Origin of the sequence: Bradyrhizobium sp. SZCCHNRI2009, assembly GCF_032485115.1 — a bacterium.
Classification (GTDB): Bacteria; Pseudomonadota; Alphaproteobacteria; order Rhizobiales; family Xanthobacteraceae; genus Bradyrhizobium.
The window spans coordinates 318,948-343,558 of the sequence record NZ_JAUEUH010000005.1; the positions used below are offsets into that span (position 1 = coordinate 318,948).

The 24,611-nt window shown below is 66.4% G+C and carries 19 protein-coding genes and 1 pseudogene; 13 read left to right on the top strand and 7 right to left on the bottom strand.

Annotated elements, in window-relative coordinates:
- Positions 1 to 184 precede the first annotated feature (184 nt).
- Entirely contained in the window at positions 185 to 2,467 is a 2,283-nt protein-coding gene (locus tag QX041_RS19815; protein WP_316166332.1) for a xanthine dehydrogenase family protein molybdopterin-binding subunit, read from the bottom strand.
- Positions 2,464 to 2,952 carry a (2Fe-2S)-binding protein gene (locus QX041_RS19820; protein ID WP_315715032.1) on the bottom strand — a complete coding sequence of 163 codons (489 nt, stop codon included), beginning with the start codon at positions 2,950 to 2,952 and terminating at the stop codon, positions 2,464 to 2,466. The genes QX041_RS19815 and QX041_RS19820 overlap by 4 nt, the downstream gene beginning before the upstream one ends.
- 296 nt (positions 2,953 to 3,248) lie before the next feature.
- On the opposite strand from QX041_RS19820, the gene QX041_RS19825 reads away from it, so the two are divergent.
- Complete coding sequence (locus QX041_RS19825) at positions 3,249 to 3,563, top strand: hypothetical protein (protein WP_409999207.1); 315 nt, start codon at positions 3,249 to 3,251, stop codon at positions 3,561 to 3,563.
- Between the two features lie 31 nt (positions 3,564 to 3,594).
- Entirely contained in the window at positions 3,595 to 4,266 is a 672-nt protein-coding gene (locus QX041_RS19830) for a dienelactone hydrolase family protein (protein WP_315825632.1), read from the top strand.
- Between the two features lie 99 nt (positions 4,267 to 4,365).
- Here the strand turns inward: QX041_RS19830 and QX041_RS19835 are convergent, their stop codons facing one another.
- From QX041_RS19835 to QX041_RS19845, 3 genes are all read right to left on the bottom strand, one after another.
- Positions 4,366 to 5,082, bottom strand: a complete 717-nt coding sequence (locus tag QX041_RS19835) for a polysaccharide biosynthesis/export family protein (protein WP_316166333.1) — start codon at positions 5,080 to 5,082, stop codon at positions 4,366 to 4,368.
- A gap of 177 nt (positions 5,083 to 5,259) precedes the next feature.
- Positions 5,260 to 5,916 (bottom strand): peptide-methionine (S)-S-oxide reductase MsrA, encoded by a 657-nt coding sequence (gene msrA, locus QX041_RS19840; protein ID WP_315751818.1) that lies wholly within the window; start codon positions 5,914 to 5,916, stop codon positions 5,260 to 5,262.
- Between the two features lie 184 nt (positions 5,917 to 6,100).
- Positions 6,101 to 6,418, bottom strand: coding sequence for a hypothetical protein (locus QX041_RS19845; RefSeq protein WP_315715027.1), 318 nt, complete (start codon positions 6,416 to 6,418; stop codon positions 6,101 to 6,103).
- Positions 6,419 to 6,776: 358 nt separating this feature from the next.
- Between QX041_RS19845 and rpsT the strand changes: the two genes are divergently transcribed.
- Positions 6,777 to 7,043 carry a 30S ribosomal protein S20 gene (gene rpsT / locus QX041_RS19850; protein WP_315715026.1) on the top strand — a complete coding sequence of 89 codons (267 nt, stop codon included), beginning with the start codon at positions 6,777 to 6,779 and terminating at the stop codon, positions 7,041 to 7,043.
- 539 nt (positions 7,044 to 7,582) lie between these two features.
- Here rpsT and QX041_RS19855 read toward each other — a convergent pair.
- Positions 7,583 to 7,903, bottom strand: a complete 321-nt coding sequence (locus QX041_RS19855) for a hypothetical protein (protein ID WP_315715025.1) — start codon at positions 7,901 to 7,903, stop codon at positions 7,583 to 7,585.
- Positions 7,904 to 8,393: 490 nt separating this feature from the next.
- Here QX041_RS19855 and dnaA point away from each other — a divergent pair, with 490 nt between their 5' ends.
- From dnaA to QX041_RS19900, 9 genes and pseudogenes are all read left to right on the top strand, one after another.
- Positions 8,394 to 9,833 carry a chromosomal replication initiator protein DnaA gene (gene dnaA / locus QX041_RS19860; RefSeq protein WP_315715023.1) on the top strand — a complete coding sequence of 480 codons (1,440 nt, stop codon included), beginning with the start codon at positions 8,394 to 8,396 and terminating at the stop codon, positions 9,831 to 9,833.
- Positions 9,834 to 10,144: 311 nt separating this feature from the next.
- Complete coding sequence (dnaN, locus tag QX041_RS19865) at positions 10,145 to 11,263, top strand: DNA polymerase III subunit beta (RefSeq protein WP_315751817.1); 1,119 nt, start codon at positions 10,145 to 10,147, stop codon at positions 11,261 to 11,263.
- A gap of 57 nt (positions 11,264 to 11,320) precedes the next feature.
- A pseudogene (locus QX041_RS19870) lies at positions 11,321 to 11,526 on the top strand (GIY-YIG nuclease family protein); the annotation flags it as partial.
- Positions 11,527 to 11,589: 63 nt separating this feature from the next.
- Positions 11,590 to 12,726 (top strand): DNA replication/repair protein RecF, encoded by a 1,137-nt coding sequence (gene recF / locus QX041_RS19875; RefSeq protein ID WP_316166334.1) that lies wholly within the window; start codon positions 11,590 to 11,592, stop codon positions 12,724 to 12,726.
- 131 nt (positions 12,727 to 12,857) lie between these two features.
- Positions 12,858 to 14,999, top strand: coding sequence for a hypothetical protein (locus QX041_RS19880; protein WP_316166336.1), 2,142 nt, complete (start codon positions 12,858 to 12,860; stop codon positions 14,997 to 14,999).
- 282 nt (positions 15,000 to 15,281) lie between these two features.
- Positions 15,282 to 17,717 carry a DNA topoisomerase (ATP-hydrolyzing) subunit B gene (gene gyrB, locus QX041_RS19885; protein WP_315751813.1) on the top strand — a complete coding sequence of 812 codons (2,436 nt, stop codon included), beginning with the start codon at positions 15,282 to 15,284 and terminating at the stop codon, positions 17,715 to 17,717.
- A gap of 173 nt (positions 17,718 to 17,890) precedes the next feature.
- Positions 17,891 to 19,186, top strand: coding sequence for a UDP-N-acetylglucosamine 1-carboxyvinyltransferase (gene murA, locus QX041_RS19890; RefSeq protein WP_315715017.1), 1,296 nt, complete (start codon positions 17,891 to 17,893; stop codon positions 19,184 to 19,186).
- A 145-nt stretch (positions 19,187 to 19,331) separates the two neighbouring features.
- Positions 19,332 to 19,811: a DUF2867 domain-containing protein gene (locus tag QX041_RS19895; RefSeq protein ID WP_316166337.1), complete on the top strand. Its 480-nt coding sequence runs from the start codon at positions 19,332 to 19,334 to the stop codon at positions 19,809 to 19,811.
- A 769-nt stretch (positions 19,812 to 20,580) separates the two neighbouring features.
- Entirely contained in the window at positions 20,581 to 21,966 is a 1,386-nt protein-coding gene (locus QX041_RS19900) for an MATE family efflux transporter (protein WP_316166338.1), read from the top strand.
- 5 nt (positions 21,967 to 21,971) lie between these two features.
- Here the strand turns inward: QX041_RS19900 and QX041_RS19905 are convergent, their stop codons facing one another.
- Positions 21,972 to 23,114, bottom strand: a complete 1,143-nt coding sequence (locus QX041_RS19905; RefSeq protein ID WP_316166340.1) for an FUSC family protein — start codon at positions 23,112 to 23,114, stop codon at positions 21,972 to 21,974.
- A 121-nt stretch (positions 23,115 to 23,235) separates the two neighbouring features.
- Here QX041_RS19905 and QX041_RS19910 point away from each other — a divergent pair, with 121 nt between their 5' ends.
- Entirely contained in the window at positions 23,236 to 24,606 is a 1,371-nt protein-coding gene (locus QX041_RS19910; protein WP_316166341.1) for an MmgE/PrpD family protein, read from the top strand.
- Positions 24,607 to 24,611: the final 5 nt, after the last annotated feature.

Consider the following 24,611-nt stretch of genomic DNA (forward strand, 5'->3'; position numbering starts at 1 on the left):
AGTTACCGGGATACGGGTTCGTCGCGGCTTAAGCCGATCATTCAAGCTGTATCGTTTCAGGTGAGCGAGACGTTAAGAGGATCATTCAAATCGTGCCGCGCGAGAACCTGACCGCAGCGCAAAAAAGACCCGCCGGAGACGAGCTCCGGCGGTTCCCAGATACAGGAATGGTCTCGCGACGACGCTAGGCCCTCATCGCCGCCTTGACCGCTGCGGCGGTGATCGGCAGCGAGCGCAACCGCGCGCCACAGGCGTTGTAGATGGCGTTGCCGAGCGCTGGCGCGACCACGGTCACCGCGGGCTCGCCGACGCCGGTCGCCTTCTCGCCATTGGCGATCACGGCGATCGCGACCTCCGGCACCTGGCTCATCCGCAGCGGCGTGTAGCTGTCGAAGTTGGTCTGCTCGATGCCGCCGTCTTTCAGCGTCGCCTTCTCGTACATCGCCAGCGACAGCCCCCACAGCGCCGCGCCCTCGACCTGGGCGCGGATGTTGTCGGGATGCACCTGGGTGCCGACATCGGTCGCCACGGTGAGCTTCTTCACCGTGACCGCGCCCGTGGGCGCAACCGCGACATGGGCGACGCACGCCGTCCAGCTCGCCGTGGCACGCTCCTGCGATGAAACGCAGGAGACGCCCATGCCTTCGCCTTGCGGGAGCTTCCTGGCGCCGTAGCCGGACAGGCCCATCGCTGCCAGCAGCGTGTTGCGCAATCGCTGCGCGCCGCCGTCGTTCTTGCCCTTGCCGTCGAGCAGCGCAATGCGGAACTGCGCCGGGTCCTGCCCCGAGGCCACCGCGATCTCGTCGATCATGCTCTCGACCGCCCAGAACGTCCAACCCGGCGCCACCGAACGGAGTTGTCCCGATGGCGTCGCATTATGCGCGAGTTCGTTCTTGATCGCGCGCACATGATGATTGGGCACGGTGTAGAAGAAGTCGGCGCCATTGACCGTGAACGAGTCGAGCGGGCCCTTCTTGTCGACCGAGGGCGACAGGAAGTCCGGGATGCCCCAGCGCGCCGTCGGCCAGGCCGAGACGACGTCATGGCTGAGCGCGATCAGCTTGCCGTTGCTGTCGAGCCCGGCCTTGACCTTCTGGTAAGTGAGCGGCCGCGAGTAGTCCATCGTCATGTCGTTCTCGCGCGAGTAGATCACCTTGACCGGCTTGCCGACCGCCTTGGCCGCCTGCACCGCCGGCACCATCATGTCGGCATCGAGCCTGCGGCCGAAGCCGCCGCCGAGCCAGGCCTGGTGCATCACGACGTATTTCGGATCGATCCCGGCCGCAGCCGCCGCGATCGCGCCGGAACGGGTCGCGAACTGATTGCCGGTGTAGATGTGCAGGATGTCACCCTTGAACTCGGCGGTCGCGTTCATCGGCTCCAGCGGCGCATGGATGTTGATGCTGGTGGTGTACTCCGCCTCCAGCACCTTGGCCGCGCCCGACATCGCTGCAACGGGATCGCCGTCCTTGACGAAGAACTGCCCGGCATCGTCCTGCGCCTGCAGCCGCATCGCCTCGGTGATGATGGTGTCGGTGCTGACATTGGCATAGGGGCCTTTGTCATAGCTGATCTTGAGCGCGTCCGCCGCCTTCCTGGCGTTGGCATAGGTGTTGGCGACCGCCACCACCCAGCCCGAGGTCGAGCCGGTCTTGTCGTCGAGCGTCACCGCCTTGATGAAGCCCGGCACCTTCTTGGCCTCGGAGTCGTCGACCGCCGTGACCGTCGCGCCGAAGCGCACCGGCGGCGTGACGACCTTGCCGTAGACCATGCCCGGCAGCATCGTATCGATGCCATATTTCGCCGTGCCGTTGGTCTTGGAGGGAATGTCGAGCTGCGGCACCGAGACGCCGATCATCGTGTACTGATCGGGCGTCTTCAGCGTCAGCGCCTTCAATTCGTCAGGCGTGAAGCTCTTGGTGATCTTGCCGCTCCTGACGATCTCGGCGTAGCTCATCTGCTTCTTGGACTTCGGATGCATCACGACGCCGTCGCGCACCACGAGTTCGTTGGCCGGCACGCCCATCGCGGTCGCAGCGGCTTCGGTGAGCGCGATGCGGCCCGCGGCGCCGGCGCGGCTCATGGCATCGAAGTTCATCATCGTGCTCCAGCTGCCGCCCGTGATCTGGGCGCCGAGCACGGGATCGTTGAACTTCGGATCGTTGGAGGCGAGCTGGACCCGCATGTCCTTCCAGGCCGCGCCGAGCTCCTCGCAGACGATCTGCGCCATGGTGGACGCAATGTGCTGGCCCATGTCGGCCTTGCCGCAGGTCACTGTGACCAGGCCATCCGGCGCGATCGCATACCAGACGCTGGGTTCGAAATTGGCCGGCGCCGCGGCCGCCAGTGCGCTGTCGGCGAGGCCGGCATAGCCGAGCACGAGGCCGGTGGCGGCGGTGCCGACCAGGAAGGAGCGGCGGCTGAGATCGGTCGCGACCGAGGAATTGGTTTTGACGTGCTGGTTCATGTCGCTCTCCGGTCGCTCGAGTTGGACGCGGTGCGCATTTCGGACGCGGCGCGCTGGATCGCCTTCTGAATCCGCGAATAGGTCATGCAGCGGCAGAGATTGCCGTCCATATGCGCGACGATCTCCTCCTTGGTCGGGCTCGTGGTCTTGGCGAGCAGCGTGGCCGCCTGCATGATCTGGCCGGACTGGCAGTAGCCGCATTGCGGCACCTGCTCGGCGATCCACGCCTTCTGCAAGGGATGATCGCCCTTCTGCGACAGCCCCTCGATGGTCGTGATCTTCTTGTTCGCGACGTCACCGACCATGGTCTGGCACGAGCGCACGGCCTCGCCGTTGACATGCACGGTGCAGGCGCCGCACAGCCCGGCGCCGCAGCCGAACTTGGTGCCGGTCATCTGCAACTGCTCGCGGATGACCCATAGCAGCGGCGTGTCGTGCGCCGCGTCGACGGACATGGTCCGCCCGTTGATGGTGAGATTGGGCATTTGGTTTCTTCCCCGCCCGGCGTGCGACTTCGCTTACGGCGAAGTTCGGTTTTATCGATTCGCTGGGACCCACCGGATAGATGCCAGCCATCATAAGAATGATCCCGTTGCGACGGCGACGCAACGGGATTTGAACGCCGGCCTGCCACATGAAACGGCATTTGCGTTGTGCAGCGCGAACGATGCTGGGCTGGTGACGCCGGGCAGGCTAAGAAGGTGCAGCCAACGCCGACAGCGAAAGGAGATTTCAGCCCATGAGACCATCCGTACGTATGACGCTGTGCCTGGCTGCGGCCATGCTGCCGAGCCTGTCGGCCGTAAGCCCTGCTGCGGCAGGGCAGACGCTCGGCGTCGCCGACGCGCCTTTCACAGCGACGTTATCCAACGTCACGCCGCTTGCCTTCGGCATGGATGTCGGTGAGACATCGCGCGTGCTGGAGCAGCCGTTGATCTATCTGAAAGGCGCGCCCGGCAACGAGACCTTTCTGGCACTGCGTAATCTCGGCGGCAGCGGACTGGTCCCGCACCATCACCGCCTCTACCTGAAGTTCCGCAGGGGACGGCTGACCGGCTGGAAAGAGGACTACGGCACCAACTGGATGTGGCGTTGACGCGCGCCTGACGACCGCAAGAGGACAGAACGTGGGACAAGATATCAAGCTGACGGCATCCGACGGCTTCCAGCTCGGCGCCTATCGCGCCGATCCGACGGGAACTGCAAAGGGCGCGCTGGTCGTCATCCAGGAGATCTTCGGTGTCAACCATCACATCCGCAACGTCTGCGACCGCCTCGCCGCCGCGGGTTACGTTGCCATCGCGCCGGCGATCTTCGACCGCGTCGAGCCCGGCTTCACCTCAGGCTATTCGCCCGACGAGATCGCGGTCGCGCGCAAGTTCGTCGCCAATCCGGATTGGGCGGCCTTTTTGCGCGACACCCAGGCCGCAATCGACGGCGTGAAGAATGTTGGGCCGGTCGGCATCATCGGTTTCTGCCTCGGCGGCAGCATCGCCTATGCGGCTGCGACCAAGCTGTCGGGCCTCCGCGCTGCCGTCGGCTATTACGGCGGCGCTGTCGCGCGGTTCGCCGACGACAAGCCGACGGTGCCGACCCAGCTACATTTCGGCGAGAAGGACGCGGGCATCCCCTTGCGCGACGTCGAGGCCATCAAGGCCAAGCGGCCGGACGTCGAGATCTTCGTCTATCCCGGCGCACAGCACGGCTTCGGTTGCGACGAGCGCGCCAGCTACGACCAGCCGAGCGCCGATCTCGCCTGGACGCGCAGCCTGGCGTTCTTTGCGCAGCACCTGCACTGAACGTCCAACCACCGTCATTGCGAGGAGCCTCGCGTCACTCAGCGTCAGGTCGACGCAGGTGCTCAGGTAGGCGTTGAGCCGCAATCACTCGTGCGGGGATCAGAACCAGCGCTCGCCGACCTGGATGGTGTCGCCCGGCTTGAGCGAGGTGCCGAGCGGCACCTCGTAGCGCGCGGCCCCGGAAGCATCGATGTGGGTCAGGGTGACGACGTCGCGCCGCGCCCGAGGCGAGAAGCCGCCGGCGATCGCGATCGCGCTCTCCACCGTCATGTTGGGCACGTAGGGGTATTGGCCGGGCGCCTGCACCTCGCCGAGGATGAAGAACGGGCGATAGGCTTCGATCTCGACGGCCACCGAGGGCTCGCGGATGTAGCCGTTGCGCAGCTTGGCGGTGATCTCGGCAGCGAGGCCGGCGGTGGTGCGGCCGCGCGCCGGCACGCTGCCGATCAGCGGCATCGTGATCGATCCGGACGCATCGATCGCATAGGTGTTGGTCAGGCCCTCCTGGCCGTAGACGACGACGCGCAGCTTGTCGCCGGCGTCGAGATGATAGGCGGAGTCGCGGCGCGCCGGCGCATAGCCGGCGGGAACGACATAGGCGCCTGCGCCGGTGGCGGCAGCGAACGAGTTGCGCAGCACCGGGATCGCCCCGCCCTGCCCGGTGGCGGCAACCGGGCCGGTGGAAGGCGTTCCATAGGCCATCGCGTCGAGATCGCTCTGCGGCTGGACGGCAGCGACGGGGGAGATCGTCTGCATGCAGCCCGACAACAGGATCGCGGACAGGACGGCAATGACCGGAACAAACAACGCGCGCACTCGAACAATCCTTGAATGAGGATGTGCGCTAGTCATGCGCGGTTAAGGTTAACAAACCGTTGGCGCGTGTAGTCCCCGTCGCAAGCGGGCGACGGTCAAAGCCGCCCGAAAAAATCCCCCTCCCACGGCGTGGGAGAGGGATCCGATGTTCACCGTGATCGGGCGCGCTCAGCCTGCCTATGCGCTCACGCCGACTCCGATCGGGCACGCGACGCCCGTTCCGCCCAGGCCGCAATATCCGGCCGGATTCTTGGCCAGGTACTGCTGATGATAATCCTCCGCGAAATAGAACGGCCCTGCCGGGACGATCTCCGTCGTAATCGCTCCGAGCCCCTTGGCGCGCAGCGCCGACTCGTAGGCCGTCTTCGACGCCTCGGCCGCCTCGCGCTGCGCGTCGCTGAACGTGTAGATCGCCGAGCGATATTGCGTGCCGACGTCGTTGCCCTGACGCATGCCCTGGGTCGGGTCGTGGCTCTCCCAGAACGTCTTCAGGAGGCGCTCGTAGGACATGATCTTGGGATCGAACACCACCAGCACGACCTCCGTGTGCGCCGTCTGCCCCGAGCACACCTCCTCGTAGGTCGGGTTCGGCGTATGGCCTCCGGCATAGCCGACGGCGGTGACGTGGATGCCGTCACCGAGCTGCCAGAACTTACGCTCCGCGCCCCAGAAGCAGCCGAGCCCGAACACGGCCTGCTCGAGGCCGTCCGGATAGGGCGGCAACAGGCGGCGACCGTTGACGAAATGCGTCGCGGCGGTGGGGATCGGCTGGGCGCGGCCGGGCAGCGCCTCGGCGGCAGACGGCATGACAGGGGCTTTGCGCATGAAGAACATGGGATGTCTCCGCTCATGGCCAGCGCCCGCGGGACGGCCCACGGCGCGATGACCTCTTGTCAGGGGAATATATAGGGCTCTACGGGTCCGGCAGTAGCGCTGTTACGCCGCGCCAGCGGTTCCCGCGCCGCGCTGCCAGCGGAATCCAAGACAGCTGCCGGCGCGGCGAGACGAACAGCCGCGCTCAGTCGCGCCCGTAGCCGATGAGCGGCTTGCGCGGCCGGAACAGCAGCATCAGCAGGATTCCGAGCAGGCCAAGCACCGCAAACACTGGCTGGTCCAAAAATACCTTGACGATCCACTCCCACAGGAACGGGGCCTTGGCCTCGATCCAGGCCTTGAAGGCGGCCTGGCTCGCCTGGTGGACGTCGTTCCAGAGCTGGCCGAAACGGGTGAACTGCAGGGTCTGGTCGGCCACCCAGCGCGCGCCGTCATAGACCAGGAAGATGAAGCTTCCGGCCAGCAGCAACAGCCCTACCAGACGGAAAAAACCGCGGATCATGCCTCACCTGCCCTCTCTCGCTCGCCCTTGCGGGCAGCAAGGCCATAGCGGGGGCCCCGCAGAAATTCAACCTCGTCAGGGGCTTAGAACCGGGTTTTGGTCGATTCCGGCCGCCGCGGGCCGCTCCGAGACCGTTGACGCTCGGCAGGGCTGCCCCTATAAGGTCGCCATTGGCGGTGGGCGCAATCCCGCCGCCGCTGTTCTTTGAGCAGCGCCGATCCGCCGAGCACCCGCTCCGGTCATGGCATTCTCAGAGAGGCGTCCGAACAACCCACCGCGTCGATGGGGCCGCGTCAAGCGGGCCGCGCGCGTACCCGCAAGAGCGGCGACTGCTCGCCGCCGAAGGATATTTGAGAGCATGGCCAACACGACTTCCGCGAAGAAGGCGACGCGCAAGATTGCCCGCCGCACCATCATCAACAAGTCGCGCCGCACCCAGATGCGCGGCGCGGTTCGCTCCGTCGAGGACGCGATCAAGAAGGGCGATCGCGACGCCGCGCTGAAGGCGATGGCCAATGCCGAGCCGCAGCTGATGCGCGCCGCGCAGCGCAACATCATTCACAAGAACAACGCGAGCCGCAAAGTGTCGCGCCTCACGCATCAGATCGCCAAGCTCGCGAAGTGACGCGACCGCGCGGCTGACGAACTATCAAGATGCAAACAGCCCGGCTCGCGCCGGGCTTTTCTTTTGTGCCATCTTCAATTGCGCGTTCCGCTGTCGCGCATCCCTCCATCGCTCGCCGCGCCTTCTCCATTTGATGGTCACATCTTGATGGTGATATCGCATCGCGAATACGATCTTCGCGCGTGGTGGAACCCGCGCGATGTCGTGCGCGCCTGACACATGTTCCGTCGGAACTACACGAAGTTCCGTATTTTTACGCAGTGACAATATTGTCTCATCTGAAACAGCTGCGAATCTGCGCGCCGCGCTTGCGCATCGATGTCAAGAGCGCGCGATGCGCCGCTCACTTTGCGCACCGCGCATCGCGGGAGTTACCCGCTTCGAGCAATCGCGAAAAACATCGTTTCGAAAATGACTTAAGTGCATAGCGCGATCAAGTGATTGGAAAAGCGGGTGAGGCCGGTCGAAACATAAAAAAATTATGAAGAAATTTTGGGCAGACGATGTTGTTTGTCACATCCGAGATTCCTCGCGATGATTCAAAACGTTGCTTTCTTAACGCGCAACACCGCGTCGCAACCGCTGCGAAGACTCGTAACGCGCGCTCCGATCTTATGGATTGCGAGTCCTGACGCATCGTGTATTTCTTTAATCACTCGCGGCGCCCACGATCTTGAGACCAGCGCGGTTTTAGAAACGGGGCGGACGTGCAAATCGGCGGCGGTGTGCGCGTTGGCGACGCTTTCCAAAGCGATGGCCGGATCTGTACCCATAGCAATATGGGGAACGATCGAACTTTGTCGAAATTTCTCGGGCGCAGCATCATCGTTGCGCCGCTTTGAACAAGAGAAATACGACATCGGTCGACCCGGCTGGAGCTCGTGGCGGCTTCGCTCACCGAGTGGACAAGTTGGACGGGGATGTACGGCGGTGCGGCTGAATCTTGGGGTTCGGGCGCGGCGGCATTGGGATGACAACTTGCCGTGAGCAATCACGGCAGGGCGGGGAGGTTGCATGTTTTACGGACACATTGCGGGCACACACTATAGGCTGGTTCCGGACAACGCACCCTTGGCGGTCAACACTGAAGTGATCGACATTTCCAGCCCGGCCATTGCCAGCACGGCGATCGGCCCTCCCGCGTCCATCGCGCATCTGAGTATGCGCTGACCTCGCGGAGAAGCTTCTTCCACCAGCATTGATGGCCCGACGGCGTCCACGCCGAACGGCGAGCCATGTCTGGAGTTGAGCCTCCGCTCGAGGTCTCGCTGCGGCACACGTGTCCTTTCACGGGACGTCTGCCCGGCGATCACACGACACCACCACTCAATTCGAAAAGTTGCGACTGCCATGACAAATTCGGAACAGGAACGCTGGTCTCGCGTGAAGGGCCGGCTGCGCTCGACCGTCGGCGAGGACGTCTATACGAGCTGGTTCGCGCGGATGGACCTCGAAGCCGTCCAGGACGAAAGCGTTCATCTGTCGGTGCCGACGCGTTTCCTGAAGAGCTGGATCCAGGCGCATTATGCCGAGCGCGTGCTGTCGTGCTGGCAGGCCGAGATGCCGGAGGTGCACCGTATCGATCTGTCCGTTCGCACCGCGATGCGCTGCGCGGCGCCGGTCAAGGAAGCTCCCGTCGCCGTCGAAGCCCGCCGCGCCGAACGCAACGACGCCAGGCCGGCGACCAGCGCCGACGCGCGAACGGCGTCGGCTGCGGCTTCGCTCGCCACGAGCCATGATGCGCTCGGCGGCTCGCCGCTCGATCCGCGGCTGACCTTCGCCAGCTTCGTCGTCGGCCGCGCCAACACGCTGGCCCATGCGGCGGCGCGCCAGGTCGCCGACGGTCGCCGCGGCGATCCCGTGATGTTCAACCCGCTCTACATCCATGCCGGTGTCGGGCTGGGCAAGACGCATCTGCTGCAGGCCGTGACCTGGGCCGGCAACGCCGGCGGCGAACGCAAGGTGCTGTACCTCACCGCCGAGAAATTCATGTACGGCTTCGTCGCAGCGCTGAAATCGCAGACGGCGCTGGCCTTCAAGGAGGCGCTGCGCGGCATCGACGTGCTGGTGATCGACGACCTGCAGTTCCTGCAGGGCAAATCCACCCAGGCGGAGTTCTGTCATACGCTGAATGCGCTGATCGACGCGGGGCGTCAGGTTGTGATCGCAGCCGACCGGCCGCCGTCCGACCTCGAAAGTCTCGATGATCGCGTCCGCTCGCGGCTTGCCGGCGGCCTCGTCGTCGAGATGGCAACTTTGGGCGAGGATCTGCGCCTCGGCATTCTCAAGTCGCGCGTCGCGGCGGCCCGCGCCCATCATGCGAGCTTCGACGTGCCGGAGCCGGTGCTCGACTATCTCGCCCGCTCCATCACCCATAACGGCCGCGATCTCGAGGGCGCGATCAACCGCCTGCTGGCGCATTCCAAGCTCAACAACCAGCCGGTCACGCTCGACATGGCCGAGCGCGAGGTGCGCGACCTGGTGCGGCCGCAGGAACCGAAGCGCATCAAGATCGAGGACATCCAGCGCGTCGTGGCGCGGCAGTACAACGTCAGCCGCTCCGACCTCCTGTCGTCGCGCCGCACCGCCAACGTGGTGCGCCCGCGCCAGGTCGCGATGTACCTCGCCAAGACGCTGACCCTGCGCTCGCTGCCCGAGATCGGCCGCCGCTTCGGCGGGCGCGACCACACCACCGTGCTGCATGCGGTGCGCAAGATCGAGGCGCTCGTCGGCAAGGACGTCGCGCTGAACGACGAAGTCGAGTCGCTGAAGCGCCAGTTGCAGGATTAGAGGGCACGCACGGCCAGGGGAGCGGACAGAAGGTTCGCCCCCAGCCGGGCCGTTGTCCCGGCCGTTCGACGCTGTCCTCGGACGTCATGCTCGGCCCCCGCCTCCGGGTCACGGAAGAGCCTGCCGAAACATGGGAAATCGGCTCCGCATCCCTTGCGCTTGAGCCCCATCCGCGCCACTTTACGCCTCCCCCTCACGCTCCTGGACGCTGGCCAAGCGCCGTTCGGGCGCGAGGTGCCATCGGCCGCGGCGCTGCTATAGCCCGCCGGCATTCCAGGACAAGCTCAGTTGGAACGGGCGGGTATAATACAATGAAGGTGACCGTCGAACGCGCACAGCTCCTGAAGTCGCTGGGCCACGTCCATCGTGTGGTCGAGCGCCGCAACACCATCCCGATCCTGGGCAATGTGCTGGTGCGCGCCGAGAATGCCCGGCTGTCGCTGCGCGCGACCGATCTCGATCTCGAAGTGACGGAAACCCTGGCGGCCGAGACCGCCACCGCGGGCTCGACCACAGTTCCGGCGCACATGTTCTACGACATCGTCCGCAAGCTGCCGGACGGCTCGCAGATCGTGCTGGAGAGCGACGGCGAGCGCGCGGTGCTCGCGATCCGCGCCGGCCGCTCCAAGTTCACCTTGCAGACGCTGCCGGAGAGCGACTTCCCGGATCTCGCCGCAGGCGACATGACGCATGCGTTCGGGGTTCCCGCCAAGGACATCAAGAGCCTGATCGACCGCACGCAGTTCGCGATCTCCACCGAGGAGACGCGCTATTACCTGAACGGCATCTATCTGCACGCCGGCGGCACCGCCAAGCAGCCGACCTTGCGCGCCGTCGCCACCGACGGTCACCGCCTCGCCCAGGTCGACCTGCCGCAGCCGGCCGGCGCCGCCGAGATGCCCGGCGTGATCGTGCCGCGCAAGACCGTCGGCGAGGTGCAGCGGCTGATCGAGGACAATGACAGCGAGATCAGGATCGAGCTGTCGCAGGGCAAGATCCGCTTCACCTTGGGGCAGGTGGTGCTGACTTCGAAGCTGATCGACGGCACCTTCCCGGATTACGGCCGCGTCATTCCGCAGAACAACGACAAGGAGCTGGTCGTCGACAAGGCCGATTTCGCCGCCGCCGTCGACCGCGTCTCCACCATTTCCTCCGAGCGCGGCCGCGCCGTGAAGCTGGCGCTGGCGCCCGGCAAGCTGGTGCTGTCGGTGACCAATCCGGATTCCGGCAGCGCGACCGAAGAGCTCGAGGTTGAATACGCCGCCGACGCGCTCGATATCGGCTTCAACTCGCGCTATCTGCTCGACATCGCTGCCCAGATCGAGGGCGAGGTCGCCGTGCTCCGGCTCGCCGATCCAGGCTCGCCGACGCTGATCCAGGACCGCGACAACAGGAACGCGCTGTACGTGTTGATGCCGATGCGCGTGTGACAAGTGATCCGCTGCGAGCTCTTAAGTTAACTCGTCATGGCCGGGCGTGACCCGGCCATCCATCTCGATCGCGAAGGACTCGCCGAGAGCTTCACCCGACGCTACGGCATCAGCGCCTGGTGTATTTCGAAGCGCATGAGACGATCGCCGCGGCATTGCAGCGTGAGAAGAACATCAAGCACTGGTCACGCGAATGGAAGGTCGACTTGATCGTCGCAAACAATCCGGACTGGCGCGATCTCTATGATGAAATCGTCCGCTGACGCGGACGATGGATTGCCGGGTCAAGCCCGGCAATGACAGAACTGGGCTTGCAACTCCACCCCATGACCCCCTCCCGCATCCACCGTCTCGCGCTGACGCATTTTCGCAGCTATCGCGCTGCCAGCGTCAGCGTGCAGGCGGACATGGTCGCGCTGGTCGGGGCCAACGGCGCCGGCAAGACCAATTGCCTGGAGGCGATCTCGTTCTTCGCGCCGGGCCGCGGCCTGCGCCGTGCCACCCTGGAGGACGTCGCCGACAACCAGGGCGACGGGTCGTGGGCGGTCTCGGCGGAGGTCGAGGGCGCGCTGGGGCTGACGACCTTCGGCACCGGCATCGAGCCGCCGCGCAGCGATGCCAACACGACGCGCCGCTGCCGCATCGATCGCGAGCCGGTCGGCTCGGCCGCCGCCTTCGGCGATCACATCCGCATGGTGTGGCTGACGCCTTCGATGGATGGCCTGTTCATGGGCGCGGCCTCGGAGCGGCGGCGCTTCTTCGACCGCCTGGTGCTCGCGATCGACAGCGAACATTCGAGCCGGGTGTCGGCGCTGGAGCGCTCGCTGCGCTCGCGCAACCGGCTGCTCGAGGTCCGCAATTTCGACGATCATTGGTGTGACGCGATCGAGCGCGAGACCGCGGAGCTTGCGGTCGCCGTCGCCGCGAGCCGCGGCCAGACCGCGGTGAAGCTCGCCGCGATGCTGCGGCAGCGCGGTCAAGCCTCGGCGTTCCCGTCCGCCGAGATTGCGCTCGACGGCTGGATGGAGAATGCGCTGCTGAGCGAGCCGGCCCTCGCCGTCGAGGACCGCTATCGCGCTGTCCTGCGCGACAATCGCGCGCGCGATGCCGCCGCCGGCCGCACGCTCGACGGTCCGCATCTCACCGATCTCCATGTCGTCTATGCGCCGAAGAACATGCCGGCGCGCGACGCGTCGACCGGCGAGCAGAAGGCGCTGCTGATCGGCCTCATCCTCGCGCATGCGACCTTGGTCGCCGAAACCACCGGCATCGTGCCGATGCTGCTGCTCGACGAGATCGTCGCCCATCTCGATCCCGGCCGCCGCACCGCTTTGTTCGCCGAGCTCGGCACGCTCGGTGCCCAGGTATGGCTGACCGGCGCCGATCCCGCGGCGTTTGCCGAACTACGCGAGCTCGGCGAGATCTTCGACGTCGAGGCGGGGCGGATCAGCGCGCGGCGGTAACTCATTCCGCCGTTGAACCTATCAGTTCGCCGGTTCGACTAGTTGTCGTTGGATGGCACGCCGGCGCCAACCGCTCTCCTCCAGCGCCCGAGGGCCCAAGCGCCCCGAACTCGAAATCCCGGAGATCGATGATGTCAGAGCTTTGGCAGCAGGCCATCGCCGCGCCGCGGCTGCGTCGGTTTGCGTGTGGGCTGTTGCTGCTCGCGAGCTGTGCCGGACCTGCGCGCGCCGATGACGCCATCGTCGACGTCCACGCGCTGCCGCGGCTCGAGGGTGCGGTGGAAGACACGTCGCATCCCGACCGCTACCGCGCCATCTATCGTCTGCCGGCGCCTGTCGCAGCGGCCAATACCGCCACGCAGCAGTTGCTCGGCGCCGACGGCTGGGTGCGCTATGTCAGGCCGCTCGAAGAGCGCAATCCGACGCTCACCTACAAGAAGGGCAAGCAGGGGCTCCTGGTCTTCTTCACGGGCAGCGCCGGCCGCGCCGGGCAGTCGGAGGTGACCTACTCGCCGCAGCGGATCTACGCCAATTTGCCGTTCCCCGATGGCGCCGCTGACATCGTGTTCGACGAGACGCGGCCTTATCTGTCATGCATCGCGCCGATGACGCTGGATGCGGCGCGGACCTTGTTCCGCAAGCAGATGTCCGCCCTCGGCTGGGAGCCGCTGACGGCCGGGGCCGCCGCGCGCTGGCCCAATGCCGATCTGAGCGAGACCGCGCCGGGCGGCGTGCGCGCCTTCTACGGCCATGACGACGGCGACGGTTATCGCCGGCAGAATCCGGTGATGCTGACGCTGACCCGGCGCGACGACGGCCGGACCCATGTCGAGATCCGGATCGCGCCATTCGCGCTGCCCTCCACCCTCGAAGCCGGCGACGACCACGCCGGCCTGCCGATGCCGAAGCCGACCAAGTGGTCGCAAAGCCTCGGCAGCGCGGCCTCGTCGAGCCGCCAGGCCAATGGCGCCGTCATCGCCGAGCTGCCGGCCGTGCTCGCCTTCTACACGCGGGAGATCCCCGCGCGCGGCTGGCGGATCGAGACGGCCGGTCCGGGAACGCCGGACGAGGTCACGCTCAAGGTCGTCGCGCCCGAGGACACCGGGACCTTGAAGCTGTCCCGCAAGTACGATCTCACCATGGTCGAGCTGTCGATGCGCACCACCGAAGCCGCCCTGGCCGCCCGCGCCAAGGCGAAGAAGGACGCCGACGACAGGTTCATGGCGGATGCCGCCGCGATGGCCAAGCAGGTGATCGCCGCCGACGAGGCGCGCCGCGCCGTGCAGGCCGGCGCCATGTCGGATGCGCCCGTGAAGCCGCTGGCCGGCAATCCGGCGCCGATCGCGCTGCCCGAGACCGCCGAGGCCGTGAGCTTCGATGGCGACCGGGGACAGCTCGCGTTCAAGTCGGCTTCGTCGGTGAAGACACTCGCCGGCTTCTTCCGTTCCACGTTGAAGACGGCCGGCTGGAAGGAGTCGCCGACCGTGATCGACAATCCGACCATGGCGCGCCTGGAGTTCTCGGCGAAGGGCAAGTCGGTGGCGTTCACGATCATGCAGATGGGCCCCAAGGTGAACGTCACGGCCGACGGCACCGGCCTGCTCGCCGCCGCCAGGCCTTCGGCCGCGGCCCGACCGGCCAAGGACGCGACGCCGCTCGAGGCTGATCCCGACTCGGCGCTGCCGGTGCCGAAGCAGCACAGCGCGACCGCGCTGTCGCGGTCCAGGGCGCCGGGAACGGACACGCCGCTGCGGCTGGAGCTGGAGGCCAGCGTCCCGGCCGAGCTCGGTGCCGTCACGGCCTTCTACCGCGCCGAGCTGACCAGGCTCGGCTGGCGGGAGAAGCCCGAGGACGCGCAGGCCAGCCCCGATCGGGTCCGGCTCACCTTTACCTCGTCGCAGGGACCCGCCGTGCTCACGCTCGGGCGCGCCAAGGGCGAGACCTCGGTCAACCTGGTGCAAAGGAACGCAGAAGCGGCGGCCAAGGCCGGCATCCTGCCGAAGCCTGGCCGGGCCAAGCTGATGCTCGGCAATATCGGCGACACCGACGCCGTGCTGACCATCAACGGGCAGACGATCGGGATCGCGGCCGGCACCGGCAGCCCGCAATCGCCCAACGGCCCGCTGCTCGACCTGCCGCCAGGCAAGCACCGCTACGAGCTGAAGATCGCCCGCCGGCCCGCCGTGATCGACACGCTGGAGCTCGCCGCCGGCGATGCCTGGGGCCTCATGGTTGGCCCGGGTGGCACCGCCCTGCCGCTCCCGCTCTACTGAGGCGGCACCTGCCGCGTCACGCGTGACTCGTGCCCTGAATCGCACGCGAAAGCGCCCCGCCGCACGCCTCAAAACCAGCCACGGGAATGGCCTGAATCCGGCTTTCGGAGGGGACGAAAACGACCCTCGCCAGGCCTTGAAAAACCGTTAAAAAGCGCTATCTCTTCAATGTCTTACGACGGGCCACTTTGCGCTAGGCGCGTGGCTCCTTTCGTGAGAGAAAGAGCGCTCTCGGCATGCGATCTGCAATGCCGATTCGACCACCCCTTCCGAAGGCCCCACATGACCGAACCCGCCCGGCAAACCATCGCCGACAACGAGCCTGCAACCGCGAACGAATACGGCGCAGAATCGATCCGGGTGTTGAAGGGCCTGGATGCCGTGCGCAAGCGCCCGGGCATGTATATCGGCGATACCGATGACGGCTCCGGCCTGCATCACATGGTCTACGAAGTCGTCGACAACGCGATCGACGAGGCGCTGGCTGGTCACGCCACTGCGGTCGAGGTGGTGCTCAATCCGGACAATTCGGTCACCGTGCGCGACGACGGCCGCGGCATTCCCGTGGACATTCACAAGGGCGAAGGTGTGTCCGCCGCCGAGGTCATCATGACCCAGCTGCACGCCGGCGGAAAGTTCGACCAGAACTCCTACAAGGTGTCCGGCGGACTGCACGGCGTCGGCGTCTCGGTCGTCAACGCGCTGTCGAGCAAGCTGCAGCTTCGGGTCTGGCGCGACGACAAGGAGCATCTCATCGAGTTCGCCCATGGCGACGCGATTGCGCCGCTGAAAGTGGTTGGCGAGGCCAAGGGCAAGCGCGGCACCGAGGTGACGTTCCTGGCCTCGACGGAGACCTTCAAGAACGTCGAATACGACTACGCGACGCTCGAGCATCGCCTGCGCGAGCTCGCCTTCCTCAATTCCGGCGTCAACATCGTGCTCTCCGACATGCGCCACGCGGTCGAGAAGCGCGAGGAGATGCATTACGACGGCGGCGTCGAGGAGTTCGTCAAATATCTCGACCGCAACAAGAAGGCGATCGTTCCGGCGCCGATCATGGTGCGCTCGGAGGTCAACGGCATCACGGTGGAAGCTGCGCTGTGGTGGAACGACAGCTATCATGAGAACGTGCTGTGCTTCACCAACAACATCCCGCAGCGTGACGGCGGCACCCATCTCGCCGGCTTCCGCGGCGCGCTGACGCGCCAGGTCAACGGTTACGCCGAGGCCAATGCGAAGAAGGAGAAGATCGCGCTGACCGGCGACGACTGTCGCGAGGGTCTCACCGCCGTTCTTTCCGTGAAGGTGCCGGATCCGAAATTCTCGTCGCAGACCAAGGACAAGCTGGTGTCCTCGGAAGTGCGTCCCGTGGTCGAGAACGTTCTGAACGAGGCGCTCGCGGCCTGGTTCGAGGAGCATCCGGGCGAGGCCAAGACCATCGTCGGCAAGGTGATCCAGGCCGCGGCGGCACGCGAGGCCGCGCGCAAGGCGCGCGAGCTGACCCGCAAGAGCCCGCTCAGCGTCTCCTCGCTGCCCGGCAAGCTCGCCGACTGCCAGGAGAAGGATCCGGCCAAGTCCGAGCTCTTCATCGTCGAGGGTGACTCGGCCGGCGGCAGCGCCAAGCAGGGCCGCAACCGCGAGTTCCAGGCGGTGCTGCCGCTGCGCGGCAAGATCCTCAACGTCGAGCGCGTGCGCCCCGACAAGATGCTGTCGAGCGAGCAGATCGGCACCCTGATCACCGCGCTCGGCACCGGCATCAGCGACGAGTTCTCGATCGACAAGCTGCGCTATCACAAGATCATCGTGATGACGGACGCCGACGTCGACGGCGCCCACATCCGCACTCTGCTGCTGACCTTCTTCTACCGGCAGATGCGCGAGATCATCGATCGCGGCCACCTCTACATCGCCCAGCCGCCGCTCTACAAAGTCACGCGCGGCAAGTCCGAGCAGTATTTGAAGGACGAGCGCGCGCTCGAGGACTATTTGATCGGCACCGGCCTCGACGATTGCGTGTTCAAGACGGCGGAAGGCGAGGAGCGCAAGGGGCGTGACCTCCTGGCGCTGGTCGAGGAAGCGCGTCTCGTCCGCAACATCCTGCGCAACCTGCACACGCGCTACGACCGCAAGGTCGTCGAGCAGGCCGCGATCGCCGGCGTGCTGCGCCCGGACATCACCCGCGACATCCCGACGGCGGACGCCGCGGCCGCCTACATCGCAAAACGGCTCGACGTGCTGGCCGACGAGGTCGAGCGCGGCTGGATCGGCCACTTCGTCGAGGGCCAGGGCTTCACCTTCGAGCGCACCGTGCGGGGCGTCAAGGACGTCGCCGTCATCGACGACGCATTGCTCGCGTCCGTCGATGCCCGCAAGCTGGACGAATATGCGGCCCGCCTGCAAGAGGCCTATGCGAAGCCCGGCGCCTTGCGCCGTGGCGACGTCCAGACCGTGATCCATGGCCCGGTCGATTTGTTCGAGGCGGTCACCGATGCCGGCCGCAAGGGCATCAACATGCAGCGTTACAAAGGCCTCGGCGAGATGAACCCGCAACAGCTCTGGGAGACCACGCTCGACACCGAGGCCCGTACGCTGCTCCAGGTGAAGGTCAAGGAGGTCGACGAGGCCGACGACATCTTCACCAAGCTGATGGGTGACGTGGTCGAGCCGCGCCGCGAGTTCATCCAGGACAACTCGCTGTCGGCCAACGTGGACGTGTAGTCGCGACGTCCAGCCCGAGGATACTCCGCACTGGCGCGATAGACGACCAGGCGCACCCTGAGTCTGCGGAGCAGTGGCCTGCCCGTCCCTTCCGTGTTAATTCCGTTGAAGATCGATGTTCCGCTTTCGCCGGTCCCCGGGCGAATCACCATCTCAGAACGGACTTTTCGCGCATGGCGCCCATTCAATACATCGTCGAGGGGGGTCACCGGCTCAAGGGCGCGATCGAGCCGTCCGGCAACAAGAACGCCGCGCTGCCGATCATCGCCGCCGCGCTGCTGACCGAGCATCCGGTCACGCTCGACAACGTGCCGCGCATCCGCGACACCGAGACGCTGGTCGAGCTGGTGCGCTCGGTCGGCGCCTCCGCCGAATGGCGCGGCCGGAACAGGCTCACGATCCATGCCAAGGAGATCCGCGCCGCGGACCTCGATCCGGACCTCTGCGCGCGCATCCGCGCGTCGATCCTGCTGGCAGGGCCCCTGCTCGCCCGCTGCGGCGAAGTGGCGCTGCCGCCGCCAGGCGGCGACGTCATCGGCCGCCGCCGCCTCGACACGCATTTCCTCGCCTTCGAGCAGCTCGGCGCCACCGTCACCGCAACCGACAAGATCGAGCTGCGCGCCTCCGGCCTCAAGGGCGCCGACGTCTTCCTGGACGAGCCCAGTGTCACCGCGACCGAGAACGCGCTGGTGGCCGCGGTGGCCGCCCACGGCACGACTTACTTGCGCAACGCCGCCTCCGAGCCGCACGTGCAGGACCTCGCGCATTTCCTGGTGGCGCTCGGGGCCAACATCGAGGGCATCGGCACCAACACGATGGTGATCCATGGCGCCAGCACGCTGGGCCAGGCGAGCTACTCGATCCAGCCCGATCACATCGAGGTCGGCTCGCTGATCGGCCTTGCCGCCGTGACTCGCTCTCCCTTACGCATCGTGCGCGCCGGCACCGAGCATCTCCGCTCGATCCGCATGGGCTTCGAGCGGCTCGGCATCGTCTGCGAGGTTGCCGGCGACGATCTCATCGTGCCCTCGGAGCAGACGCTGCGGATCAAGGACGATTTCGGCGGCCACGTGCCGAAGCTGGAGGACCAGCCCTGGCCGGCCTTTCCCGCCGACCTGATGTCGATCGCGCTCGTCACCGCCACGCAATGCGAGGGCGTGATCCTGATGTTCGAGAAGATGTTCGAGTCGCGGATGTTCTTCGTCGACAAGCTGATCTCGATGGGCGCGCGCATCGTGCTGTGCGACCCGCACCGCGCCATCGTCGCCGGCCCGAGCCGCCTGCGCGGCGCCCGCGTCGTGTCGCCCGACATCCGCGCCGGCATGGCCATGCTGCTGGCCGCGCTGTGCGCCGAGGGGACCTCGTATATCGACAACGCCGACCAGATCGAACGCGGCTACGAACGCATCGACGAGCGGCTGAATGCGCTGGGCGCCAAGATCACGCGCGTGCCGGAACGCGGACGGTAGCGCTATTCACGCCCATCTCCCCTCCGTCATTGCGAGCGAAGCGAAGCAATCCAGAGTCCTTGCCCGCCGCTGGATTGCTTCGCTCCGCTCGCAATAACGCGCTGATGGACCGAGGACCAAACACGACACGCGAGGCTCAGGGCACATGACAATCAGCGAGATCACTCCAGATGTCGACCGTGACCGATGGCTCGCCGGTGCTGACTTCGCCGATGCCTTCCGCATCACGATCGACGGCGCGGTCCTCGATGCCCGCACCGCGGCCGAACGCATGCTCGGCCATACGCCTTGGTGGATGGCCGCTCTCCTGAAACTCCGCAATGGGCTGGTCCGGCCGTTCGGCTTGAAGACCTCGGGCGCGGACGCACGCCGTCCGAGCCCCATGATCGGGATTTTCCCGGTGATCAACGAAACGCCAAAGCAACTCGTGCTCGGCTTCGACGACAAGCATCTGGATTTTCGTGTCCTGGTCGACGTGGTCTCTCATCGCGCGACCACGCAAGTAACAGCGAGCACCCTGGTGCAGACCCACAACGCTCTCGGCCGCGTCTATCTCGCCGTGATAAAGCCGTTTCACCGCCTCGTCGTGAAGGCGATGCTCCGGCAGGTCGCAACGGCCGCCTGATTCCGCGCAAGTCTTCGACCCGCTGCCGCGCCGGCTCTCCGTCCCCAGATTGAATACTCCGCAAGCAATGACGGAGAACGCATCGGACCGCGCGGCAGCCCAGCCGAGCCACCACGTTGCGTTTTGCCGGTTTTCAGAATTTTTCGCTTGCTTCTATTTCGAAAATCAGAAACAATGCACCCGTCCCGTCCTCATGAGAGGGGCGCTTCGCGATCGTCACGGACCGTTGAGGGTGGGATGCGATGGATGCGGCGGCTCACAGCGCGCACTCAGGTTCTCTTGAGGCTGGCGCGTGGACGAAGGGGCTGTCGCATACGGCGAAATCGTATGGTCCTGGCCTCCCGATGCTGAGGTCAAGCCGGCGGGCGATCCGCAGGTGACGGGGGCAAACAAGCCCGGTCCCCGGGGAGAGTACGTATAAGCCGTTCCAACCATGGCGCAGGGAAGGCCGGATGTGCGGCCCACCTGTGGTGACTGCCGCCTGCTACTTCTTTTGCAGGCGGGCCATGGGTGTGGTCAAGCACCCGGCCTTCCCTGCCCCTCTTCCTGTTCGAGGGGAGCAAATCGAGCCTCACCCGGGCACGCCGTGTCGCGGGAACGTGTGTGGCCGTCCGATCCGATCTGGTTCGGCACGAGAGCAGTCCGCGATGGCCGACGTCGCGAACCCAAGCTCCAACGGTGATGTTGCCGCGACGCTCGCATCTCGCACGGCCCATGACGACGACGGCGTGATGTGCACGACACTGCGGGGACTGCTATAGCCTCGATCATGACCTCCACAACCGGAACCGACCACGCGCCGCCGCCGGCGGCGCCGACACCTTCTCTCGCGCTCGAACTCTGGGAGACGGTCCGCCTGGCCGCGCCGATGGCGCTGACGCAGCTGTCGCAGATCGCGATGATGTCGACCGATCTCGCCTTCATCGGCCGGCTCGGCGGCGATGCCGTTGCAGCGGCGGCGTTAGCGGGCACCGTCTACTTCGTCGGCTCGACCTTCGGCATGGGTCTGATGTCCGCGGTGGCGCCGCTCGCCGCGCAGGCGTTCGGCGCGGCCGATGCCGGGCTGGTCCGGCGCGCGCTGCTTGTCGGGCTGTGGGCCGGGCTGTTCATCGCGTTGCCGATCATGCTGATCGCGCTGAACGGCGAGATCATCCTGCTCGCACTCGGACAGGCGCCGGACGTGGCGCATCTCGCGCAGGACTATCTCGCCGGTCTCGCCTGGGGGATCGCACCGATGCTGTGGTTCCTGGCGCTGCGCAGCTTCATGGGCGCCGTCAACCGCCCCGAGCCGGTGCTTTGGATCACCTTGGCCGCGATCCCGCTCAACGCGCTGCTGGTCTATCCGCTGCTCTACGGCCACTGGGGTTTTCCGCAGCTCGGCCTGACCGGCGTCGGCCTCGCCACCTCGACCGTCAACCTCGGAACGTTTCTTGCCGGTCTGTGGTTCGCCGCGTTGCGCCCGCCGTTCCGCGACTATCATGTCCTGGCTCGGCTCGGGCGCATCGACTGGCGGCTGATGCGGCAGCTCCTGATCATCGGCGCGCCGATCTCGCTGTCGTTCCTGCTCGAATATGGCCTGTTCTCGGCGGCGGCGATCCTGATGGGGCTGATCAGCACGGCCGCTCTCGCCGCGCATCAGATCGCGCTGCAGATCACGGCGATCCTGTTCATGGTGCCGTTCGGCATCAGCATGGCTGCGACCGTACGCGTCGGCCACGCCGTTGGACGTAACGATGCGGCCGGTGTCCGTCGCGCCGGACTGATGGCAATGTCGCTCGGCCTAGGTCTCGCAATGCTGTTCACGCTCGGCATCGTCATTGCCCGCTATGACATCGTGCAGCTGTTCCTCGGCGCCGGCCTCGCCGATGCGGAAGCGACGGCGGCGCTCGCCGCGATGCTGCTTCTGATCGGCACGACCTTCTTCATCACCGATGCGCTGCAAACCATCGCGGTCGGCGCGCTGCGCGGCATCAAGGACACGCGCATCCCGCTGCTGCTCGCCGTGCTCGGCTACTGGCTGATCGGCTTTCCCGCCTCCTATGCACTCGCCTTCCACACCGCGCTCGGCGCGACCGGGATCTGGATCGGCCTGTCGATCGGCACCGCCATCTATGCAGCCCTGCTGGTGCTGCGCTTCCTGCGGTTGTCGCGATGAGGAGATCAGGCGCCCGCTGTATCCGGCGTCTCGTCGCGCTCCGGTGGATGCGGTTTCCCGGTCGAAGCGCCCGCCCATTCGGCAACGACGCGCTCGAGGTCGATCAGGTTCTGACGCATCTGCTCCAGCGAGAAGCCGAGCGCGAAGAAGCGCTCGGCGGCGTCACCCGGCAGGCCCCGCGTGAGACGGTCGCTGCGGACGGCGGCGACCTCTTCCGCATAGGCCTTCACCGCGACGTGGATCGGCCAGATCGCCGGCGGGCCGGAACCGTTGCGGATGGCCGCGGCACAGCCGCGCAGATAGCTCGCGATGGCATCGCTGACGCGCGCCACCGGTCCCGACAAGCGCGCCTGCAGCTCGGATGGCAGCGGCACTACGCTGGCACGGCCGATCATCACGACGTCGTGGCGCAGGCGCAGGATCGTCCGCAGCAGCGGGCCGGTATCGGCGCCGGAGGACAGCCGCGCCGAGCGCTCCCGCTCGGCCTCCGCTCCTGTCGCATTCAATTCGGTGAGCGCGGTACCGATGCCGTCCTGGATCCGATGCAACGCGTCGTTGTCGCGGCCGCGCGACAGGCCGGCCAGCAGCTCGGTGAAGGCGGCTGCGATCAGCTCGAGCAGACGCCCCGCCGCGCTACGCATCTGCACATGCGCGCGCGACGGCAGCACGATGAACGAAACGGCGAGGCCGGTCAGCGCGCCGACCGCGACCTCGAACACACGGTCGATCGCCGATCCCAGCGGATCGAGATGGCCCATCGTGGGCACCAGCAGCACGATCACGGCCGTCACCGTCGCCGCGTTGAGACTTGGATTGATCGCGGCGATGAAGGCGAGCGGCGTCACCGCCAGGATCAGCATGCCGAGCAGTTGCAGTTCGCCCGAATGCGGGATGAAGACCGTGATGGCGCCGCCATAGATCGCACCGCCGATGGTACCGAACATGTAGTCGCGCGTTGCCTTCAGCGAGCGCCCGACGCTGCCTTGCGTCACGATCAGCGAGGTCAGCACCGCCCACAGCGGCAGCTTCAGGTGGAAGGCCGTGGCGATCGCGAAGGCAAGCGTCGCCGCCACCGTGCCGCGGACCGCCAGCGACATCGGCGCCTTGCGGGCGCGCAACCGGCCGAACAGCCGTTTCAAGGACACCATCAGTCGCTCACCTCGAAAAGCACCAGCGCGATCGCGGCATGGCAGCTCCCCACCGGGCCGAACCGGCTTGAAAGGCGGAATCGGCTTGCCTACGGTCATTGCAACGATGCGAGGAAACACGATGGCCCAGGAAACCGCAACGCTCGCCGCCTATGTCGCGGAGCTGAAATATGACGATATCCCGCCCGAGGTGCTCGACCGCGCCAAGGTGCTGACGCTCGACTTCCTCGGCAGCGCCATCCGGGCCCGGCGCGAGGCGGAATCGACGCCGTCGGTGGTGAAGATGCTGGCGGCGCTGAAGCTCGATGCAGCGGGCGAGGCGACCGTATTCGGCGACGACAGAACCTGGACGCCGGCGGTGGCGGCGCTGCTCAACGGAACGATGGGCCATTCGCTCGATTTCGACGATACCCACGCCGATTCCTCGCTGCACCCGAGCGCGCCGGTGGTGCCGGCCGCCTTCGCCGTCGGCGAGATGGTCGGCGCCTCGGGCCGCGAGGTGCTGACCGCGATCGTCGCCGGTTACGAGGTGTGCTGCCGGCTCGGCAACGCGCTCGATCCGACCTCGCATTATGCCCGCGGCTTCCACCCGACCGCGACCGCCGGCACCTATGGCGCGGCGGCCGCCGCCGGCAAGCTGTTCGGCCTGTCGGAGCAGCAGTTGATCTACGCTTTCGGCGTGTCCGGCAGCCAGGCCGCGGGCTCGCTGCAGTTTCTCGTCAACGGCGCCTGGAACAAGCGCTATCAGGTCGGGGCGTCGGCGATGAACGGCGTGATCGCGGCGACGCTCGCCAAGAACGACTTCGTCGGCGCGATCGAATCCGTCGAGGGCAAGCACGGCCTCCTCGTCGGCTACACCGACACGCCGCATCACGACAAGGCGGTCGCGGGGCTCGGCTCCACCTATGAGACGATGAAGATCGGCGTGAAGCCGTATCCGAGCTGCCGCTATACCCATGCTGCGATCGACGCCATCATCGCCCTGCGCCGCGAGCACAATCTGACGCCGGACCAGGTCAAGCGCGTCGAGGTCGGCCTGCATCGCAACGGCATCACCCTGACCGGCGATGCCGCCACCAAGCGCCATCCGACCTCGATCGTCGGCGGACAGTTCTCGATGTTCTTCACCGGCGCGCTCGCGCTCGACCAGGGCCGCTTCGGCTGGGACGACTACACGCGCCTTGGCGACGCCGCGATCAATGCGCTGGCCGACAAGTTCGACGTCGTGCAGGACGACAAATTGGAGATCGGCCGCAGCCATCCGTTCGGCGCGCGCGTCACCATCACCACCGCGGATGGCGTGCACGAGCGGCTGCACGACGATCCCTCCGGCGAGCCGACCTCGTTCCCGACAGCACAGGCGATGAGCGACAAGTTTCTGACGCTGGCGCGGCCAGTGCTGAGCAGCCGGGCACAGAGCTTCGCCGACGCGATCCTGTCGCTGGAGCGATTCGAACGTGTCGAGCAGGCCACCGCTTTGGGAAGAGCGTAGCGCAT

What these genes read in the sequence shown, in the direction of transcription:
- QX041_RS19815 (WP_316166332.1), bottom strand. Translation starts at nt 2,467, where the DNA reads ATGAACCAGCACGTCAAAACCAATTCCTCGGTCGCGACCGATCTCAGC.
- QX041_RS19820 (WP_315715032.1), bottom strand. Translation starts at nt 2,952, where the DNA reads ATGCCCAATCTCACCATCAACGGGCGGACCATGTCCGTCGACGCGGCG.
- QX041_RS19825 (WP_409999207.1), top strand. Translation starts at nt 3,249, where the DNA reads ATGCTGCCGAGCCTGTCGGCCGTAAGCCCTGCTGCGGCAGGGCAGACG.
- msrA (WP_315751818.1), bottom strand. Translation starts at nt 5,916, where the DNA reads ATGTTCTTCATGCGCAAAGCCCCTGTCATGCCGTCTGCCGCCGAGGCG.
- QX041_RS19845 (WP_315715027.1), bottom strand. Translation starts at nt 6,418, where the DNA reads ATGATCCGCGGTTTTTTCCGTCTGGTAGGGCTGTTGCTGCTGGCCGGA.
- rpsT (WP_315715026.1), top strand. Translation starts at nt 6,777, where the DNA reads ATGGCCAACACGACTTCCGCGAAGAAGGCGACGCGCAAGATTGCCCGC.
- QX041_RS19855 (WP_315715025.1), bottom strand. Translation starts at nt 7,903, where the DNA reads ATGTCGTATTTCTCTTGTTCAAAGCGGCGCAACGATGATGCTGCGCCC.
- dnaA (WP_315715023.1), top strand. Translation starts at nt 8,394, where the DNA reads ATGACAAATTCGGAACAGGAACGCTGGTCTCGCGTGAAGGGCCGGCTG.
- dnaN (WP_315751817.1), top strand. Translation starts at nt 10,145, where the DNA reads ATGAAGGTGACCGTCGAACGCGCACAGCTCCTGAAGTCGCTGGGCCAC.
- recF (WP_316166334.1), top strand. Translation starts at nt 11,590, where the DNA reads ATGACCCCCTCCCGCATCCACCGTCTCGCGCTGACGCATTTTCGCAGC.
- QX041_RS19880 (WP_316166336.1), top strand. Translation starts at nt 12,858, where the DNA reads ATGTCAGAGCTTTGGCAGCAGGCCATCGCCGCGCCGCGGCTGCGTCGG.
- gyrB (WP_315751813.1), top strand. Translation starts at nt 15,282, where the DNA reads ATGACCGAACCCGCCCGGCAAACCATCGCCGACAACGAGCCTGCAACC.
- murA (WP_315715017.1), top strand. Translation starts at nt 17,891, where the DNA reads ATGGCGCCCATTCAATACATCGTCGAGGGGGGTCACCGGCTCAAGGGC.
- QX041_RS19895 (WP_316166337.1), top strand. Translation starts at nt 19,332, where the DNA reads ATGACAATCAGCGAGATCACTCCAGATGTCGACCGTGACCGATGGCTC.
- QX041_RS19900 (WP_316166338.1), top strand. Translation starts at nt 20,581, where the DNA reads ATGACCTCCACAACCGGAACCGACCACGCGCCGCCGCCGGCGGCGCCG.
- QX041_RS19905 (WP_316166340.1), bottom strand. Translation starts at nt 23,114, where the DNA reads ATGGTGTCCTTGAAACGGCTGTTCGGCCGGTTGCGCGCCCGCAAGGCG.
- QX041_RS19910 (WP_316166341.1), top strand. Translation starts at nt 23,236, where the DNA reads ATGGCCCAGGAAACCGCAACGCTCGCCGCCTATGTCGCGGAGCTGAAA.